The sequence below is a fragment of the Vespertiliibacter pulmonis genome (assembly GCF_013377275.1).
Classification (GTDB): Bacteria; Pseudomonadota; Gammaproteobacteria; order Enterobacterales; family Pasteurellaceae; genus Vespertiliibacter; species Vespertiliibacter pulmonis.
The window spans coordinates 1,651,504-1,672,441 of record NZ_CP016615.1 but is presented as its reverse complement, the minus strand read 5'-3'; the positions used below and the strand labels follow the sequence as shown (position 1 = coordinate 1,672,441).

General features: G+C 37.8%; 14 protein-coding genes. 9 read left to right on the top strand and 5 right to left on the bottom strand.

What is annotated here, in order from left to right:
- Positions 1-37 precede the first annotated feature (37 nt).
- Both A6B43_RS08075 and guaA read left to right on the top strand, forming a co-directional pair.
- Positions 38-673 (top strand): DUF1919 domain-containing protein, encoded by a 636-nt coding sequence (locus A6B43_RS08075; protein WP_124210464.1) that lies wholly within the window; start codon positions 38-40, stop codon positions 671-673.
- Between the two features lie 33 nt (positions 674-706).
- Complete coding sequence (gene guaA / locus A6B43_RS08070; RefSeq protein WP_124210463.1) at positions 707-2,278, top strand: glutamine-hydrolyzing GMP synthase; 1,572 nt, start codon at positions 707-709, stop codon at positions 2,276-2,278.
- Between the two features lie 57 nt (positions 2,279-2,335).
- Here guaA and A6B43_RS08065 read toward each other — a convergent pair whose 3' ends face one another.
- Positions 2,336-3,577 (bottom strand): hypothetical protein, encoded by a 1,242-nt coding sequence (locus tag A6B43_RS08065; RefSeq protein ID WP_124210462.1) that lies wholly within the window; start codon positions 3,575-3,577, stop codon positions 2,336-2,338.
- 239 nt (positions 3,578-3,816) lie between these two features.
- Between A6B43_RS08065 and A6B43_RS08060 the strand changes: the two genes are divergently transcribed.
- From A6B43_RS08060 to queA, 4 genes are read left to right on the top strand one after another with little or no spacing between them, the layout of a single operon-like run.
- Positions 3,817-4,581 carry a class I SAM-dependent methyltransferase gene (locus A6B43_RS08060; RefSeq protein ID WP_124210461.1) on the top strand — a complete coding sequence of 255 codons (765 nt, stop codon included), beginning with the start codon at positions 3,817-3,819 and terminating at the stop codon, positions 4,579-4,581.
- A gap of 18 nt (positions 4,582-4,599) precedes the next feature.
- Entirely contained in the window at positions 4,600-5,667 is a 1,068-nt protein-coding gene (locus A6B43_RS08055) for an AI-2E family transporter (RefSeq protein WP_124210460.1), read from the top strand.
- 39 nt (positions 5,668-5,706) lie between these two features.
- Positions 5,707-6,660 (top strand): gluconeogenesis factor YvcK family protein, encoded by a 954-nt coding sequence (locus A6B43_RS08050; protein ID WP_124210459.1) that lies wholly within the window; start codon positions 5,707-5,709, stop codon positions 6,658-6,660.
- A gap of 40 nt (positions 6,661-6,700) precedes the next feature.
- Positions 6,701-7,786 (top strand): tRNA preQ1(34) S-adenosylmethionine ribosyltransferase-isomerase QueA, encoded by a 1,086-nt coding sequence (gene queA / locus A6B43_RS08045; protein ID WP_124210458.1) that lies wholly within the window; start codon positions 6,701-6,703, stop codon positions 7,784-7,786.
- 11 nt (positions 7,787-7,797) lie between these two features.
- On the opposite strand, the gene A6B43_RS08040 is transcribed toward queA, so the two are convergent.
- Both A6B43_RS08040 and sstT read right to left on the bottom strand, forming a co-directional pair.
- Positions 7,798-10,071, bottom strand: a complete 2,274-nt coding sequence (locus tag A6B43_RS08040) for a DNA internalization-related competence protein ComEC/Rec2 (RefSeq protein WP_124210457.1) — start codon at positions 10,069-10,071, stop codon at positions 7,798-7,800.
- 212 nt (positions 10,072-10,283) lie between these two features.
- A complete protein-coding gene (sstT, locus tag A6B43_RS08035; protein WP_124210456.1) occupies positions 10,284-11,495 on the bottom strand; it encodes a serine/threonine transporter SstT in 1,212 nt (403 codons plus the stop codon).
- Positions 11,496-11,772: 277 nt separating this feature from the next.
- Between sstT and A6B43_RS08030 the strand changes: the two genes are divergently transcribed.
- The 3 genes from A6B43_RS08030 (at position 11,773) to glnD (ending at position 16,490) form a co-directional block, all read left to right on the top strand.
- Positions 11,773-12,135 carry a diacylglycerol kinase gene (locus tag A6B43_RS08030; RefSeq protein ID WP_124210455.1) on the top strand — a complete coding sequence of 121 codons (363 nt, stop codon included), beginning with the start codon at positions 11,773-11,775 and terminating at the stop codon, positions 12,133-12,135.
- 65 nt (positions 12,136-12,200) lie between these two features.
- Positions 12,201-13,853 (top strand): bifunctional UDP-sugar hydrolase/5'-nucleotidase UshA, encoded by a 1,653-nt coding sequence (gene ushA, locus A6B43_RS08025; protein ID WP_124210454.1) that lies wholly within the window; start codon positions 12,201-12,203, stop codon positions 13,851-13,853.
- A gap of 66 nt (positions 13,854-13,919) precedes the next feature.
- Complete coding sequence (glnD, locus tag A6B43_RS08020) at positions 13,920-16,490, top strand: bifunctional uridylyltransferase/uridylyl-removing protein GlnD (protein ID WP_124210453.1); 2,571 nt, start codon at positions 13,920-13,922, stop codon at positions 16,488-16,490.
- A gap of 41 nt (positions 16,491-16,531) precedes the next feature.
- On the opposite strand, the gene A6B43_RS08015 is transcribed toward glnD, so the two are convergent.
- Together A6B43_RS08015 and A6B43_RS08010 are read right to left on the bottom strand one after the other, a co-directional pair.
- A complete protein-coding gene (locus A6B43_RS08015; protein ID WP_124210452.1) occupies positions 16,532-19,687 on the bottom strand; it encodes a type I restriction endonuclease subunit R in 3,156 nt (1,051 codons plus the stop codon).
- Positions 19,688-19,705: 18 nt separating this feature from the next.
- Complete coding sequence (locus A6B43_RS08010; RefSeq protein ID WP_124210451.1) at positions 19,706-20,938, bottom strand: FRG domain-containing protein; 1,233 nt, start codon at positions 20,936-20,938, stop codon at positions 19,706-19,708.

Here is a 20,938-nt window from a genome sequence, read left to right as displayed (position 1 = left end):
TCAAAATTTTTACAATAAAATGGGGAATAAATAGTCAATGGTATTATTTAAGAAACTAACTAAGGTACTGAACGATTATTTGCGTAATTCTATCAATCAGCAAAACCAGCAACGTCTCATTAATAAAGAGATGACGATTATCTCAAGTAATTGTACAGGCGGATTTCTCCTGCACGACTTGAAAATGCAGTTTAATTCTCCCTTTGTTAATCTCTATTTAACGCCCGATAATTTTATTCGCTATCTGCAAAATATTGAATTTTATCAACGCCAACCGCTCACCTTTATACCAACAGATAAGCCCTACCCTGTTGGTCAATTAGCTGATATCAAAATTCATTTTATGCACTATAAAAATGAACAAGAAGCTCGCCAGAAATGGCAAATTCGTACAAAACGAATGCAATTAGATAACCTGTTTATCATTATGACAGATCGGGATAATTGCACACAGGAACATCTTACTCAATTTGACCAACTGCCGTTTAAACATAAAATCGTGTTTACCCATAAACCCTACCCTGAAATTAAAAGCAGTTTTTATATTTCAGGTTTTGAGCATAATGAAATGGTCGGTGATCTCTTTGAATATACAGGTTTAAATGGCAAACGCTATTATGACCAATTTGACTATGTAAACTGGTTTAATCAATTTCAACTAAATTCTATATAATTTAACTCAATACTATTCGCACAAAGGCAAAAAATGACAAACATTCATAATCATAAAATTTTAATCTTAGACTTCGGCTCACAATATACCCAACTTATCGCTCGCCGTGTGCGTGAAATTGGGGTTTATTGTGAACTCTGGGCTTGGGACGTAAGCGAACAAGATATTCGTGAGTTTAATCCTACGGGGATTATTCTTTCAGGTGGTCCTGAAAGCACCACTGAAGATAACAGCCCTAGAGCACCTGAATATGTGTTTAACGCAGGCGTGCCTGTACTGGGAATTTGCTATGGTATGCAAACAATGGCAATGCAATTAGGCGGCCTAACTGAAACCTCTGATCATCGAGAATTTGGCTACGCACAAGTTGAAATTAAACAAGAAGACGCATTATTTGCAAAACTTAATGATGATCTCACCGCTTGTGATCCGACTTTAGATGTTTGGATGAGTCACGGCGATAAAGTAACTCGACTGCCTGAACAATTCCAAATTACAGGCGTAACACCAACCTGTCCAATTGCTGCAATGTCTGATGAAACTCGCCATTTCTACGGTGTACAATTCCACCCTGAAGTTACTCATACGAAAAGCGGTTTAGCACTACTGAAAAATTTTGTGGTGAATATTTGCGGTTGTCAAACAAACTGGACAGCCGAAAACATTATTGAAGATGCCGTTGCTCGAATTAAAGCCCAAGTTGGTGATGATGAAGTAATTCTAGGCTTATCGGGCGGGGTTGATTCTTCAGTAACTGCTCTACTATTACACCGAGCCATCGGTAAAAAATTACATTGCGTCTTCGTAGATAACGGCTTACTTCGCTTAAATGAAGCCGATCAGGTTCTAGAGATGTTTGGTGATAAATTTGGGTTAAATATCATTCACGTCAATGCAGAAAACCGCTTCTTAGATGCCCTAAAAGGCATTGATGAACCTGAAGCAAAACGTAAAATTATCGGCAAAGTGTTTGTTGATGTATTTGATGATGAATCGAAAAAACTTAGCAATGTCAAATGGTTAGCACAAGGTACAATTTACCCTGATGTGATTGAGTCGGCTGCTAGCAAAACAGGAAAAGCCCACGTAATCAAATCGCACCATAATGTGGGTGGTTTACCTGATTATATGAAACTCGGCTTAGTTGAACCCCTGCGTGAGCTATTTAAAGACGAAGTGCGTAAAATTGGTTTAGCTCTTGGACTACCTGCGGATATGCTCAACCGCCACCCATTCCCAGGTCCAGGCTTGGGCGTACGGGTGCTTGGCGAAGTAAAAAAAGAGTATTGTGATTTAGTGCGTAAAGCTGATGCTATTTTTATGGAAGAGTTACATACTGCTGATTGGTACTACAAAGTTAGCCAAGCTTTTACTGTTTTCCTCCCCGTAAAATCCGTTGGCGTAATGGGTGATGGGCGTAAATATGACTGGGTTGTTTCTCTCCGTGCCGTTGAAACCATTGATTTTATGACCGCTCACTGGGCACATTTGCCTTATGATCTATTAGGCAAAATCTCAAATCGTATCATCAATGAAGTAAACGGTATTTCCCGTGTTGTTTATGATGTTTCTGGTAAGCCACCTGCAACGATTGAGTGGGAATAACCTAACAGAATTATCCCGTACCTAGCTCAATAGTTAGGTACGGAAATTTTGGGCTATTTACCTTTCTACTAATTTTATATTATGTAATCGCCAGTTAATGCCAGCGTTAGTATCAATATCATAAGATGCCAACACGATCTCTTCATTCGGCTTTAAATACACTGTCTGCCACTTGTTTAATGTCCAAATTGTAGGTGATTTATTGTTATGGGCAATAAAACGCCCTTTGGGAATAGATTTATCTATCCTACCTAAAATTGCAAATTTCAGTTCAATCTCTTGCGATTGAGTATTACATAGTAAAATTTGCGTATTAGCCCCTGCCGTTAAAATCAGATCTGTTCCATCTAATGAGCAATGAACAGCATCATCAGACAAAATTTGCTTTAATACCAACGCTCTATTTTGGGGTAAATATTGGTGGCAAAAGTGAATAAGCGATGAAAAATCCAATGCCTGTTGCGGGGATTTTTTCAAGCAATAGTTTTTTCCTTGTGAAAAATAATCCAGACCATTATGGTAGCTATATTCATAAAAATTACGATCCCATAAACGAAAAGGCCCTGTAATATGTAATCCTTGAACAGGTTGATTATTCACAGTAAATACACTATTTTCCAGTAACTCACCGCTTGCAGATAAATTACTGTATCTCAAATTTCCACCTGCTGGAGTGCAATTATAATATTCGGGTAAAACGGCGACACCGTCATATTCCATTGAATATAAACACATCAATAAACTATCAATACCATACTCTTGGCTGAATAAATCTGAACGTAACAAGGCATTTTCTATATATTGTTGATAGGCTTGCCAAGCCTGCTGATGTCCTGCAACAACACCAACCTGCCATACCTTTTTATGTTGATGGAGAAAATTTTGCATCAATGCTCGAATTTGTTGCCCATTATAGGCGGGCTTCTCAATAAAATCACCATAAGCCACATCATAAGCACAGTATAATTTCTGGTAATCGCTTATTTCATCAAACAGCGAAAGTTGTGAATGGGGAAACCAAATATCGGTATCATACAAGGCAACATAATCATATTTTTTTGCAATTTCTGCAGCCGCCCATTGACGATCAATATAAATCCTTTCATATTTTCTTGGTGCTTGAAAAACTAAACAACCATTTTCAATAAGTAATTGTTCTTTTATTGATGATAGCCCGTAGGAAATAATACCAATCTCCCCGCTATAATCCGTTTTTCTTAAACTAAGCAAAAATGGAACAAGATGATCAAACCAAAAGGTGTCATTATCATCTAAGGCAGTTAGAATTATTTTACTCACGGTATATGCCCCCTATTTAATCAGTGAATATTGCCTATCATTTAAGCTAGCTGTTGCTCTAATTACTAACTCTTTATCATAACCAACACTAGGCTCTATTAAGTCTATGAATTTTAGCAAAAATCCCTTGTTTTGTATGAGCATTTAATGGAAAAATCTGTATAATCTCTTTATTATCTTCCCCTTTATACAATAACAAGCGGCTAGATAATTCATATTTTTGCAAATTGAGGTGGTATATGAAAAAAGAAGAAATTGGACACCATTTCTTAGCTCGTTTAGGAAAAACTCGCTTACGTCCAGGTGGCAAACTCGCAACGGATTGGCTAATTGCTAACGGTGATTTCCGTAAAAATAAAAAAGTATTAGAAGTTGCCTGCAATATGGGAACAACAGCAATTGAAATTGCGAAACAATTTGGATGTAACGTCATTGGAGTTGATCTTGATGAAGAAGCACTGGAAAAAGCACGTCAGAATATTGTAGAGAATAAAGTTGAAGAGCTAGTGAAAGTTCAACGGGCTAATGCAACAAAATTGCCCTTTGAAGATAACAGTTTTGATATTGTAATTAACGAAGCGATGCTGACTATGCTTCCTAATGAAGCCAAACAAAAAGCAATTCGTGAATATCTGCGGGTACTCAAACCTAATGGTTTTTTACTGACTCAAGATGTAATGTTATCTACTTCCGCCACTGAAGATACAGAAGCGCTGTTAGCTGATTTACGAGAGGCGATTAAAACAACCGTTACCCCACTAACCAAAGAAGACTGGAAAGAAACCTTTGTAACCTGCGGGTTTCGTAACGTAGATACATTCAGTGGTGAAATGAGCCTACTTTCACCCAAAGGGTTAATTTACGATGAAGGTGTGATGGGTGCAATGAAAATTGTGAGCAATGCATTAAAGCCAGAAAATCGAGAAACATTCAAGAAAATGTTTCACACATTTAATGATCCTGATAAAAAACTCGGATTTATTGCCGTATGTAGCCAAAAATAATAAACATAGGAAACCGCAATGTTTGAAATCTTCAAAAATTGGTATAAACAGAAATTTAACGACCCACAAATTGCGGTCCTATTGGCTATTTTACTAGTTGGATTCGGCACACTCTATTTTTTTAGCAATCTCTTAATGCCATTATTAGTAGCGATTGTTTTTGCTTATTTATTAGAGTGGCCAATCCACTTCTTAACTAACAAATTAAACTTACCTCGAGGCATTAGCTTAATAATTGTGCTGGGCGGGTTTATTTCACTTTCGCTATTTCTCTTTGGCGTAATGCTTCCAACATTATGGAATCAAGCGGTCAGATTTTTTAAAGATTTACCCTCAATGTTTAATTTATTAAACGAATGGCTACAAACATTACCAGAACACTACCCCGAAGTGATTGACTATGCAATGTTAGACTCCATAATGAATACGGTAAGAAGTAAAATTCTTGGTTTCGGCGATTCTTTATTAACCTTCTCGCTTAATTCATTAGTTAGCCTCGTTGGGCTAGGTATTTACGCCTTTTTAGTCCCTCTAATGGTCTTTTTCCTACTAAAAGATAAAGCCCAATTCATCAATACATTCAGCCGATTTCTACCCACAAACCGCCGTTTAGCGACAAGCGTATGGAAAGAAATGCAACAACAAATTGCTAATTATATTCGAGGTAAATTTTTAGAAATTTTAATCGTAGGTGTGGCGACTTATGCTATCTTTCTCTTCTTTGGTCTAAACTACCCGCTTCTTCTTTCAGTTGCAGTCGGGCTATCCGTACTCGTACCTTATATTGGAGCGGTATTGGTAAGTGTCCCCGTAATATTAGTTGCCCTATTTCAATTTGGGCTTTCACCTGATTTCTATTATATTTTGTTCGCTTTTGTGATTAGTCAGCTCTTAGATGGAAATATCGTTGTGCCATTTCTATTTTCCGAAGCGGTTAATTTACATCCATTGACAATTATTGTTGCTGTACTATTTTTTGGCGGATTATGGGGATTCTGGGGAGTATTTTTTGCCATTCCACTTGCAACACTGGTAAAAGCGGTATTAAATGCGCTTCCCCTTGAAAGTAGTAAACAAGCGGTCTGATTTCCCCATTATTTTGCACAGGTTTACATAGGATTTGTTATGTCTGAGAAATTTAACTTCCCCCACCACCCAAACCTTTCTCAATTAAATAAAGTCATCGCACTCGGCGGCGGACACGGGTTAGGGCGTTTACTTTCCGCCCTCTCTTTTCTTAAAGAAAGGCTAGTGGGTATTGTGGCAACGACTGATAATGGTGGATCAACTGGACGAATTCGTTCTCATCACGGTGGCATTGCTTGGGGGGACCTGCGTAATTGTTTAACTCAAATTATTGTCAAACCTACCGTTGCATCTGCTTTATTTGAATACCGTTTTAGTGGTAGTGGCGAACTTGCAGGGCATAATCTCGGTAATTTAATTCTTAATGCCCTAGAAGATATGGAAATTCGTCCCCTTGACGGGCTAAATTTAGTGCGTAATTTATTAGGTGTGAAAGTAGGGTTAATGCCGATGTCTGAAATGCCTGTTCATCTTGCAAGCCACTTAGCAAATGGTGAAACTATTGTAGGAGAGGTCTCTATTGATGCTTTAGAACAGCTTCCAACTTCTCTTTCTCTTGTCCCGACTGTGCCTGCGACTGCTGAAATTCTTACTGAAATCAACCAAGCTGATTTAATTATTCTTGGCCCAGGTAGTTTTTTTACGAGTATTATGCCCAATTTACTCTTAACCGAAATCGCACAAACCATCAACAAAAGCAACGCCCTAGTGATTTTTATTGATAATATAGGTAAAGAGCACGGCATTGCTGGCACGCTTTCATTAAACGATCGTATTCAATGGCTGGAAAATCATATCGGCAAACAACGCCTAAATGGGGTAATTACTACCTTAGAAGAAACGGATCAAGTACCCGATCATATAAAAATATTACGACAAGATTTACACGCTGATGATGTTTCCTACCGCCACGACCGCTACAAATTATGCCTAGGTATTGATAACCTATTATCACAACTTGAACCTTTGCAAGCGGTTCGATTTAAGCGATAATTTGCCACTTTTCTTACACTTCTATATTTAAGGAAATACTGTGCTTGTAACCGACTTTCATTTTGAATTACCCGACTCACTCATTGCTCGTTACCCAATGCCTAACCGTACTGCTAGCCGTTTACTCTATTTAGACGGTCCAACAGGGGAATATCACGATCAACAATTTACCGATCTGCTCTCCTATATCAATTCAGGTGATCTGCTCATTTTTAACAATACACGGGTTATTCCTGCTCGGGTTTATGGTAGAAAAATAAGCGGTGGGAAATTAGAAATTTTAGTCGAGCGCATTATTGACTCACACCGTTGTTTAGCTCATATTCGTGCTTCTAAAGCCCTAAAAGAGGGGGCGGAAATTATTTTAGGAGAAGATAAATTAGGTGAAGGTAATGGATTACATGCCACTATGATCGCTCGCCACAATACCTTATTTGAGCTCCAGTTTAATGAACAACAACCTCTACTAGAATTATTACAGCAAGCTGGACATATGCCACTTCCGCCTTATATTGATCGCCCCGATGAAGATGCTGATCAAGAACGCTATCAGACTGTTTATAATAAAGTACCGGGGGCAGTTGCAGCACCAACAGCAGGATTACATTTTGACAATGCCCTACTGCAAGCACTCAAAGAAAAAGGCGTAAATACGGCATTTGTTACTCTACACGTTGGTGCTGGCACTTTTCAACCTGTTCGAGTTGAAACCATTGAAGATCATACAATGCACGCTGAATATGCAGAAGTGAGCCAAGAAGTGGTCGATCAAATTCTAGCCACAAAAGCTAAGGGGAAACGAGTTATCTGCGTTGGCACAACCTCTGTACGTTCTATCGAAAGTGCTGCACAGGCTGCTGAAAAAAATGGTGAATTGATCGCCCCATTTTATTCAGACACCACCATTTTTCTCTACCCAGGCAAAACATTTCGAGTGGTTGATGCGTTAGTCACTAACTTTCACTTACCTGAATCTACATTGATTATGTTAGTCTCTGCCTTTGCAGGCTATCAAAACTGTATGCAAGCCTATCAGCACGCTATTTCTGCTCAATATCGTTTTTTTAGCTATGGCGATGCGATGTTTATTACTAAAAATCCTAATGCATTGCACGATATTCCTTAATATTTTTTAACTTAGGGCGATCCCAAATACTCTCGAAACCACGGGCTAAATGGATGTCTGCCTGTGGTAATTTCATAATAATCTGGATAGAAATCTACATTCACCATACCTACTTTTGCCGTATTAAACTGCAAAATTTGGTACTGTTCTAACCGCTTATTAATCTGCTTAGTGGGTAATTTCCACGGGTTCCAACGCCCTGCCGAAATAATAGCAACTGTGGGCATTACTTTCGCTAACAAACTATGGCTAGTACTGGTATTACTACCGTGATGCCCTACCTGCAAAAAATCAATTTTGCCGATAGATTGAGCAAATATTTGTTCTTGCTGGCGACCACTATCGCCAGTAAATAGCAGTCGATATTTCCCAATTTCAACTAATAATACGCAAGAATCGGCATTCTCAGCTCGTTTCGGTAATGATATTGGATAAATGCTTTGTAAGGAAATCGTACCAAAATGCCACGTTTTGCCGATAATACAGTGTTCCACTGGACGTTTATAGCCAGACTGCTGTGATAAAATCAGCTGTGTATTTGGGTATTGTTGCAACAGCGCTGGCACACCACCTGAATGATCGTTATCCGAATGGCTAACAAATAATGCCTCAAGGATTACACCTTGTCGCTGTAAATAAGGTATGATTTCCAACTCTGCCATTGAACCACCCTGCCAACTCGCCCCTGTATCATAGACAATCGCCTTTCGTTCATTCTGTTCTTGATAAATCAACGCCATTGCAAGCCCTTGTCCTACATCAAAATTCACCCATCTAACCTCAGGTAAGGGAAAAATAGTATGGAAAACCATCGGCAAGCGGTTAAATAGCAAAGGAAAAATACTCAGCCAAATCCATTTTTTAATCCCATTTTGATATACCCATAACATAATAAGTAGAAAGAAATTAAAGCTCATCAACTGCCATTGTTGCTCATTGCTTAATGTTATCCAATATTGAGCTAACGGTTTTAATAACAAAAGACTTCCTTGAGCTAGCCAATCAGCAAGTTGCCAAGTCGCAAAGAAATTATCTGTTAATAAACTAAATAAAATTAAAGGAATGAGTACCAAACTATACAGCGGTACAATCAATAAATTAGCTAATAATGAAAATAGGGAAATGCCTTCAAAAAAATAGAGCTGGACAGGTAAAAATAGTAGCCAAATACCCGCTTGTAAATGTAATAACGCCAAGAAAAAACGAGCAACGCCACGGATATTTTTGTATTTTTCGGGTAAAAACGAGCGAAAAGGGAAATAGTGATACCATAAAATCAGACTAGCAACAGCTAAGATAGAAAGCCAGAAACTATCTGATAATAAACTCATTGGGTCAAATAACAATAACAATGCCACAGTTCGCCACCAATATTGCCAAGGCGTGTAATAACGATGTAATAGTTGTAAACCTAACACAAGGCTGATTGCCACAATGGCACGCAACGTTGGCACTGAAAAACCAGCTAGATAGCTATAACCAATAGCGACGGTAAAACCAATAATTATACGAAAAAGTTGTGATGATCTCACCGCTTGTAAACAGTTTGTCTGCCACCCAAGCCACTGAATAGCTTTAGCGAACCAAATTCCAAACCCAAAAGCCAATGCAATATGTAATCCTGAAATCGCAATCAGATGTGCCGTTGATGTTTGTTGAAAAAGTTGCCAATCAGTTAATGACAACCAACCACGTTCCCCAAACGCTAACGCCAATAATAACCCTTGTGAAACAAGCTGATCAGTTTTTTTTAGCACTCGTTCAAACCATTGATTACGCCAAAGTAATTTACGCTCACCGTCTAACGATATTGCTTGCTTTACTGTAGCAATTTTCATTATTTTTTGGCTGAAATACCATTTTTGTCGGTCAAAATTGCTAATATTAAAACGACCTGAAATTGGGCGGCTATTTAACATTACTTGATAACGGCCGCCAAGTTGTAACGGTAATTTAGCCTGCCAGTTCAAATAAATCCGTTCTCCTTTATCATTTTCTGCAATCGCCGTTCGGTACTCTCTTTGCTTTAAGATTTGTGTAATTGTAATCACAATCGGTTCTTTTCCTGCCTGAACCTTATTCGCTTGTGTAACCATTTGTATTATTTGCCCATAACTGATCGCTATTATTATGCCTAAAACTGCCCAACGGTAACATCTCAGAAAAATAGCAAGAAAAAGACAAACCATAGCAAGAAAAAAGCCAACGTTTAATAACCTTGAGGGTAATACCAGCAAAGGCAATAAACTAATAACGAATAATTGGCAAAAGCGATCTAAATTCATTTATACATCACCTAACGGTTTTAAATTACGTTTAAATGCAGAAATATAGTCAATTAAAATAAGCAGACAGTAAGTGAAATAATTGAGGTTGAAAATAAAAGAAAGGGGATTTTTCGATCGTGATCGCAAAATTAAAAAGCCGTGATGCTATGATTAAAAGGAATAAAAAAAGCGGAATAATATTATTCCGCTTCAATAAACATCAAAATTCTTTATGCTTTGGCATCATCAGATAAACTAACTGCTGCGGTGAAAAGCACATCAGTTGATGAATTTAACGCCGTTTCCGCAGAATCTTGGATAACACCAATAATAAAACCAACCCCAATGACTTGTGCTGCAACATCATTTGGAATATTAAATAAGCTACACGCTAATGGAATTAACAATAATGAACCACCAGCAACACCTGATGCACCACAGGCACAGATAGAAGCAACAAGACTTAATAATAATGCTGTCCAAAAATCTGGCACAATACCTTGCGTATACGCTGCAGCAAGGGTTAAAACAGTAATAGTAATTGCTGCCCCTGCCATATTGATATTAGCCCCTAATGGAATAGAGATTGAGTAAATTTCTTCTTTTAATCCCAAACGTTTAGCTAACCCCATATTCACAGGAATATTAGCTGCTGAACTACGAGTAAAGAATGCTGTTACACCACTTTCACGCAAACAAGTTAATGTTAATGGGTATGGATTACGGCGAATTTTTAAGAAAACTAATAATGGGTTAAGCACAAACGCCACAAATAGCATTGCACCTAGTAAAACGCCTAATAGACGGAAATAACCTGCAAAAGCATCAATACCATTTTCAGCAATTGTTTCTGCCACTAAACCAAATACCCCAATAGGCGCAAATGCAATCACTACTTTTACTACAAAAGAAACAGCTTCTGACATATCCACTAAAAATGCTTTTGTACTCGCTGTTGCGTGACGCAATGCAATACCTAAACCAATAGACCACGTTAAAATACCCAAGAAATTACCGTTTGTAATTGCTCCCAATGGGTTATCAACTAAATTAAACACAACCGTTTTTAATACTTCACCCACTCCTTTTGGTGGTGCTAAACCATCTGGGCTGATTACTAATTCAAGGGTTGTCGGGAAGAGGTAACTAAATACGACAGCGGTTAATGCCGCTAAAAATGTGCCAAGTAAATAAAGTGCTAAAATTGGTTTCAAACGGCTATCGCTTCCCACCTCTTTATTCGCAATCGCTGAAAGTACTAAACTAAACACCAAAATAGGCGCAATGGCACGCAATGATTTCACAAAGAACTGACCTAATACGCCCACACTCTTTGCCCATTCAGGACTAACCAAGGCAAAAATAACCCCGATAATTAAACCTACTGCAATCCGTAATACAAGATTGCCACCAAAAAATTTGGAAGATAAAGAATTACTCATACTATTTCCTGTAAATTTATAAAATAAAAATTATATAAACACCTTAAGTCGTCTATACCTCTAAAGTTAAAGTCTTGAGATTATCGTAAAATTTTCGTAATGGGAATAGACGAGCGGTGATTTCTTAAGATAATTTTGTGAAATTTAAAAAACTCACAAATTTATAACAATTTTTTTAGATCTCATCTAATTTTTATGCAAAAAAATCACATCTCTATTTCCGCACGCCTCTACTTTCAGGTAGAATAAAACCAATTTATCTTTTTAATTTTTGATTATGAAACCAGAAAACAAAGCAAACTTTCAACGAGTTATCCGTGCCGCAGGCTATTCAATGAAAGGCTTAAAAAGTGCTTATATTAACGAAGCCGCATTTCGCCAAGAAGTGTGGCTTTCTTTTTTTCTAATCCCCCTTGGTTTTTATTTAGGTAACAGTGCCGTTGAAAAAATTCTATTAGTCGGTTCAGTTCTGCTCGTCTTAGCCTTAGAACTACTTAACAGTGCCGTTGAATCAGTGGTCGATCGTATAGGCTCTGAATTTCACGAACTTTCGGGTAGAGCAAAAGATATTGGCTCAGCAGCCGTATTTATTTCAATGCTAATCTTCGCACTAACTTGGGGGTTAATTCTATTTTTCTAGCCCAATTAAACCTAAACACAATGTATTACGTTCAACTTCTTTCACAACATAATGGAGAAATCTAAATGAAACTGAGTAAAACATTACTTTCCACGGCATTGCTTTCCGCCTTTTCAGCCAGTACAGTAATGGCATACGATGCCGATAAAACCTATCATTTCACTATTTTACACGTCAATGATACCCACGGGCATTTCTGGAAAAATGAACAAAGTGAATATGGATTTTCTGCACAAAAAACAGCAATAGATAACATTCGCCAAGAAGTTGAAAAACAAGGTGGGTCAGTTATCCTACTACACGCTGGAGATTACAATACTGGTGTACCTGAATCTGATATGCAAAATGCCAAGCCTGATATTGAAGGTATGAATATGCTAGGGTTTGAAGCTGTGGCATTAGGCAATCACGAATTTGACTCCCCTCTGCAAGTACTTGAAATGCAAGAAAAATGGGCAAAATTCCCAATGCTTTCTGCCAATGTTATCAATAAAAAAACGAATAAACCGCTTGTTCAGCCTTACGTTATCTTAAATAAAAATGGCTTAAAAGTTGCGGTTGTCGGGCTAACCACTGAAGACACGGCTAAATTAGGCAATCCTGAAGTCACCGATCACGTTATTTTTAATAACCCAATTGAAACCGCCAAAACCACTCTTGAACAGATCAATAAAACCGAAAAACCTGATGTTCGTATCGCCTTAACCCATATGGGATATTATTTTGATGGCAAACACGGCTCAAATGCACCAGGCGATGTAACAATGGCTCGTACCCTTAATAAAGGAGCATTTGATGTCATTATCGGCGGACACACGCACGATATGGTTTGTATCAATGAACAAGGTGAATTAAACCTAAAATACACACCTGGAGAAGCTTGTAAACCTGATTTCCAAAATGGTACTTGGATTGCACAAGCGGGCGAATGGGGAAAATTCTTAGGCAGAGCTGACTTTGAATTTAAAAACGGTAAAACGACCCTTGTGAATTATCAACTCATTCCGATCAATCTAAAACATAAAGTTAAATTAGATAATGGTAAAACCGATTATCAGCTTTACCAGCCAGAAATCAGTGAAAATCAGCCTGTTTATCAACATTTAAAAACCTATCAAGACAGTGGCAGCCGCCTACTTGGCGTGAAAGTTGGGGCGGTTAAAGGGCATTTTGAAGGTGATAGAAAAATTATCCGTTTTGAACAAACCAATCTCGGTCGTCTTATTGCACAATCCCAAATGGAACGAGTGAAAGCCGATATCGCCGTAATGAATTCAGGTGGTATTCGTACCTCATTAGAAGAAGGTGAAACCACCTACAAAGACCTACTCAAAGTACAGCCGTTCGGCAATATGATTGCTACTGTCGATTTAACAGGACAAGAACTCACAGACTATCTCAACGTTGTTGCCTTAAAAGAGGTTGATACAGGAGGCTATCCACAATTTGCAGGAGTCTCTATGATCGTAGATCGCACCAGCAAAAAAGTCTCTGACATTAAAATTGGAGGCAAACCGTTAGATTTAGCTAAAACTTACAAACTCTCTGTGCCAGATTACTGTGCAGGCGGTGGCGATGGTTACCCTGTTTTGAAAAAACACCCGAGCTATGTGAATACAGGCTTTATTGATGCTGAAATGTTGAAAAAATATTTCAGCGAGAAAAAAGTCATCAACGCAGCGGATTACGATCCAAAAAACGATATTATCTTTAAATAACGCATACAAGCGGTCAGATAATCGCAAAATTTTGCAAGATCTGACCGCTTGCTGTTGAGGATAAAAATGAATACCGCTCCACTTAAAACGCAAATTTTAGCCTTTACCGAACAGCAAAAAGCCGATTTTCCTCGAACGGACATCATCACGTTACTCCACCAACGCAGTGATTTTTATGATGATAAACTCCGCCAGTTATGGAAAAAATACGGATTAGGTGATCGGTCAGATTTATGCCTAATTGCAGTGGGCGGTTACGGACGGCGAGAAATGTTTCCCCTTTCCGACCTTGATATTCTTATTTTATGCGAAACCCCAATCGATGAAGTAACCCATCAAACAATACAGACCTTTTTAAACACACTTTGGGATAGCAAATTACAAATTGGCTCGGCTATTCGTACTCTCGATGAATGTGTTCAAATTGGCAAAACTGAAATTTCAGTCGCCACAAATTTATTTGAAAGCCGATTTTTATATGGTAATGAAGCTTTACTGCAACAACTTTTAACACGGCTTTACCAGCCAGATTTTTGGGCTATCTACGATTTTTTTTCAGCAAAAATAAGGGAAAGAAAAACCCAATACGCCCGTTATCATAATACCAGTTATAATCTTGAACCAGACCTCAAACACAGCCCAGGCGGGCTACGAGATCTCCACTTAATTTCGTGGATAATGTTACGTCAATATCGTGTTTATTCACTGGACCAACTACTAAAAAAAGGCATTCTTTTCCCTGAAGAATTTGAGGAACTGCTCCAAGCACAAGCGGTGCTTTTTAGAATGCGTTTTGCACTGCATTTACAATTAAAACGCTATGATAACCGGCTCAGATTTGACAGACAACTTCAACTAAGCGAACAACTTGGCTATCAAGGTAGCGGTAATCAACCCGTTGAAGCAATGATGAAAATATTTTTTCAAGCAACCCAATCTATTTCGCAACTCAGCCAACTTTTGCTTGAAAATTTTAAATTAGAATGGCTCACCGAACCGCAAAAAAATAAGGGAAAACAACCGCTTGACTCCCTATTTTTTATCCGTAACCACACGCTTTTTTGCACGAATTCACGTATATTTAACCTTCATCCAGAAAAAATTCTGGACCTATTTCTACACCTAACCCAACAGCCCGATATAACGCCTTCGCCTCAATTATTACGCCAAATACGCCTTGTACTACGCAAACTAAAACGCCCATTATGTGAAATCCCTGAGGCTCGAGAAAAATTCATTCAGATTTTTCAGCAACCTCAAATGGTACAACGGGCAATCGTCCCAATGCACCAACTAGGGGTTCTTTCCGCTTATTTACCACAATGGCAACATATTTCCGGGCTAATGCAGTTTGATATGTTTCATATTTACACCGTAGATGAACATAGCGTACGGGTTATGCTCACGTTAGAACAGTTTCTCAATATTGAAAATCAGGAAAAATTCCCCCTTGGTTATAAACTGTTTCCAACAATAGAACAGCGTCCATTGATTTATCTCGCTGCATTATTTCACGATATTGGCAAAGGAAAATCAGGAGATCACGCCCAGCTCGGAGCAATAGAAATGAAAAATTTCGCCCAATTACACGGCTTTTCGTCCCAACAGGCTGATTATATGGCGTGGCTTGTTGCTGAACATTTAACGATGTCAATTACCGCACAACGGCGTGATATTCACGATCCGCAAATCATCAATACCTTTGCGCACACGGTAAAAACACCAACAGCACTCTCTGCCCTCACCTGTTTAACTATCGCCGATATTTATGCCACCAATGAAACCCTATGGAATGATTGGAAGCGGTCACTTTTTGAAAAACTTTTCCAACTCACCCAGGCACAGCTCACTTTAGGCAAAGAAAAAATATTTGATTATCAAAAACTGGGCATCGAAAACCAGCAACAGGCAACCGTTGAAATAAAAGCACGCCTTTCAGCCGAACAACAGAAAATTATCACTGACTTTTGGCAGTCCTGCCCAACTCGCTATTTTGTACAGCATACGCCCACACAACTGGTTTGGCACGCCATCAATTATGCGGAAAACTCAATGCTCCCTATCGTGCTAATTAGCAATCAATTTGCCCGAGGGGCAACGGAAATTTTTATTCACTGCACTGATCGCCCTCAATTTTTTGTCTCGCTCGCCACAATTTTAAGTGCTAAAAAAGTGAGCATTCACGATGCACAAGTACTCACCACCGATAGCGGATTAGTACTAGATAGCTTTATTATTACTGAATTGAACGGTGAACCCCTTAACGACTACCGCCAGCAGCAAATCCAACAGGCAATCCTTAAATTTTTAACCAATGACAAACAGCTCACCTTCCAGACGCTAAAACACGCCCATAAACATCGCTCATTTAGCCGTAAAACAACGATCCGCTTTCTGACAAATTCTCAGCCTAATCAAACCGCTTTCGAGCTATTTACCCTTGATCGAGAAGGACTACTTGCCCAAATCGGCTACATTTTCAGCCAACAAAACCTTACCCTATTAAACGCAAAAATCACCACCATAGGCGAACAAGTGGAAGATTTTTTTACTGTAACAAACGCAAATCAAACCGCCTTAACTGATAAAGAGAAAATGGTGTTGGAAAAACAAATCTTAGCTAAATTAGAAAAATAAAAATCCCTATGAATAATTCATAGGGATATAAAAATATTTTTTTAAGCAAGTTTCCATTCATTCGATAAAATTTCTGCCTGCTCTAACACTAATTCAACGGCTTCTGGCGCTTTATCAAGCGGGTATTTATATTTTTGCAAAATACGGCGGATAAGAATGCGGATTCTAGCTCGTGCACTTTCTCGAATTTGCCAATCTACAGTAACTGAATCTCGTAACTGTTTTACTAAGTCTGACGCTATTTCTTTAAGGATTTTATCGCCTAACTCTCTAACAGCACTTTCGTTGTTTGCTAATGCATCATAAAATGCAATTTCATCACTATTTAATCCCAGTTCTTCATCTCGCTGAAAAGCTTTTTGCATATCTCGTGCCATTTGAATGAGCTCTTCAATAACTTGAGCTACTTCAATGCTACGATTATGATATTTTGCTAATGTCGCTTCTAATCGATCACGATACTTACGCTCTTGCACCAAATTACGGCTACTTCGACTTTTAATATTATTTTGCAATAATTTATCTAATAGTTCGACAGCGAGATTTTTATGTTCCATTTGCCGAACATCATCTAAAAATTCATCAGAAAGTAAACCGATATTAGGTTTTGCTAATCCACATAAATCAAAAATATCATCAATACCTTCTGCAATAAGAGAATTATCCAAAATCAACTTCAGCATATGATCTTGGCGCTGTTTTTGTAATTTCCTATCACCAACCTGCTCTTTAAACAAAACCGCTTTGATTGCTGAATAAAAAGCCAATTTTCGTTGATAAGGCGTCACCTCATCTAAAGTTGCACACAAAGCATAAGCTTTAGTTGCTACTAATACCAAATCTGCAAAGCGTTTTTTACCATCTTTTAAACCTAAAATATGGTTGGCTGCTTGAGGCAATAATTTTACTGCCATTGTTTCAAATTGGCTGATATCTAACACTTCCCCATTAATCGGAGTTGCAAATAAACCAGCGATTGCGTCCATTTTTTCTAAGAATAATTTAACCGCTTCTTCTGTATTGATGGTTGGTTCGCCTTTACCTTTAGAATTTGTGTAGGTATGTAATGCTTGCTTTAATTCATTCGCAATACCGATATAATCCACCACCAAACCGCCAGGTTTATCTTTAAATACTCGATTAACTCGGGCAATTGCCTGCATCAGGTTATGCCCTTTCATTGGTTTATCAATATACATTGTGTGGCAACAAGGTGCGTCAAAACCCGTTAGCCACATATCCCGAACAATCACTAATTTTAAGGGATCATCAGGATTTTTAAAGCGTTTCTCTAACGCTTGTTTTACCTGTTTACTATAAATATGAGGTTGTAAAAACGGTTTATCTGCAGCCGAACCTGTCATCACAATTTTAATCACTCCTTCCGCAGGGTCATTACTGTGCCATTGCGGGCGAAGGGCGATAATTTCATTATATAACCCAACACAAATTTCACGGCTCATCGCTACAATCATTGCTTTACCGTCTTGGCTTTGTTGGCGTTGTTCAAAATGCTGAACTAAATCGCTAGCAATTTGTTGTAAGCGAGGTCTTGCCCCAACTAAATTTTCCAATCGAGTAAATTTACTTCTAATTTTTTCTGCTTCTGTTTTGTCTTCTTCCTCAACAATTTCATCAAACTGCGCAGCCAATTCCTCAATTTCAGCTGAATTAATATTTAAACGGGCAAGGCGTGATTCATAATAAATAGGAACAGTCGCCCCATCATCAACCGCATCTTGAATATCATAAATAGACACATAATCACCAAATACCGCTACGGTATCTTTATCTTCCAATGCAATCGGCGTACCTGTAAAACCAATAAAGGTGGCATTTTTCAGTGCATCACGCAAATGTTTCGCATAGCCATATTGATATTCGCCTTGTTCATTTAATTTAGCTTTTAGCCCATATTGGCTACGGTGCGCCTCATCAGAAATGACAATAATATTATGGCGATTATTTAAAAGCGGGTGGTTCAGCTCATTATTTTGCAACGCAAATTTTTGAATGGTGGTAAAAATAATTCCGCCCGCTTCTCGGCTTGCTAATAATTCTCTCAAAGATTCTCGACTGTCTGCTTGTACAGGCGTTTGTTTTAATAATTCTTGAGCTTGTGAAAACTGTTGAAAAAGCTGACCGTCTAAATCATTACGGTCAGTAACAACAATCAATGTCGGATTTTGCATTTCAGGCTGCTGTAATAATTTTCCAGCATAGCAACACATTGAAATACTTTTGCCGCTGCCTTGTGTATGCCAAACCACCCCTGCTTTTTTGCTCCCTGATACCACTTCTTTCCCGTAGGTTGCTCGTGGTTCATCAAGCCTATTTTGCGGTAATTGTGAAGCAATAATGGTGGCATGGACAGCTTCTCTTACGGCATGAAACTGATGATACCCTGCCTGTTTTTTAATTAACCGGTTTTTCTCATTTTTTTCAAATAAAATAAAAAATCGCAAATAATCTGTCAATAAATCAGGGCGGAAGAACCCTCGAATCATTGTTTCTAATTGCCATTCTACCTTTGGTCTATCGTTTTCATCGGCAACCGTTCGCCACGGCATAAAACGCTCTTCATCTGCCGTTAAAGACCCCACTTTTGCGATAACACCATCTGAAATAACCAAAGCTTGATTAAATTTTAATAGCTCAAACAGATCATTTTTATAAGTTTGTAATTGATTAAACGCATACCAGATATCTGTTTTTTCATCGGCTGGATTTTTTAATTCTAAAATAGCAAGCGGCAACCCATTGATAAAACAGACAATATCAGGACGGCGTAAGCTACTACCCCTGACTTCAAATTGATTCACCGCCCAAAACGCATTATTTTCAGGCTGGCTGAAATCGATCAAAAAAGCAGTTTCTAATTTCTCATTGTCATTTTCTTTATAGGAAACTGGCACACCTTGCACAAGCATTTTATGTAAGGCTTGATTAGCTTCGACTAAATCACGACTTTCTGCTTGTTTTAATTTATTCAGCACCTCTTCGGCACAACAAGCGGGCAGATGGGGGTTAAGTTTTGCAAATTGAGAATGAAAAATAGGCTCTAAAATAACGCTATTGAGATTATCACGTTGCGACTTATCGCCATCAGGTAATAACGCTTTACCGTGAAAAACTTGCCAGCCTGTTTCCTCAAACCAATTTAATGCGACTTGTTCTAGCATATTTTCATTGATCATTTTTTCTCCGTTAAATTACTAATCCAAACTCTCGTATTCAATATTTAACAATGAATTTATAGTCTCATCCCAATAAGACTCAGGATATTCATATTTTCTTAAAAGTATCTTTAATTCCGTTCTCATTTTTGCTATGATCGGTTCTCGACTATTCCAATCTGGTATCTGTATATTTTTAATTAAAACTTCTTTTAAATTTTCAGCTAAAAAATCAATATTTGTACTATTTTTGTCATTATGGTCTAATAATTTTTTAATTTTATTAATTAAGTTTTTATCTGGAATATTATATGATTTAGTATCCTTATTACTCTGTTTCTCCTTATTAAAATTAGTTTCCTCTTCATATATATTAACTTGATTATCTCGTGGTTGTAATTTTACAAATTCACTAATTAAAATATTGCTGTACTCTGCTGCTCCTAATAAATCAGGAAATAAACTAGCATGATGAACATTCATTTTTCTTAAAAATCTTAAACATTTTTCCTGCTCTGTATTTTTAATATATATTTTACAAATATATTTAGCAATTAAATGAGCCTGTTCATCTTCAGAAGAAGATAAATAGGGATTCTCATCATCATCAGAGAATATAGCATTCGTAAGTTCATTTTCAATCGTCGATTGATAAGGAGAAACTGTGAACAACCCTGCTTGAGCAACTAGCCTGCCATAATCATCTTTTCTAGGCTCAAATAATTTAACCGTAGAGAACTTCTCATCACATACTATTTTACTTTTATTTAAAATATAAACTGCACGATAAGGATTATCTGATTCATCAACCTGATCCTGTTTTGAAAATGCAAAAAATAAAGCAACAAAAGGAGAATGAGTCCAATCTAATAATGGGGTCATTAAACCATAATGTTGTCCAATCGACCATAATTCATTAATCTCGTCTTCATCTTGTTCTATAGATAATAAACTACTATCACTTATTCTTCCTCGAATTGTTTTACGGAAATATTCAATTTGCTTGTTAGCTAAGTCTTCAATTATAATTCCATTAGGAATTATTCTTGCTAAAGTAGGTTGCATATTCCAATCATAACGCCGATGCCCTCTAAATATTAATTCTGTACCGTCTGAATTGAAAAAATCATGTTCTAGCAGTTTAGGAAACTGATCCCAATGCTCTATTCTAGTAACAGGAATCCTTCCATTAATGCTATCCGATAATATTACAAAACTTTCTTTAGGCTTGTCTGACTTCCAGATAGGAATGTTATTAAAGTTATACTCCAT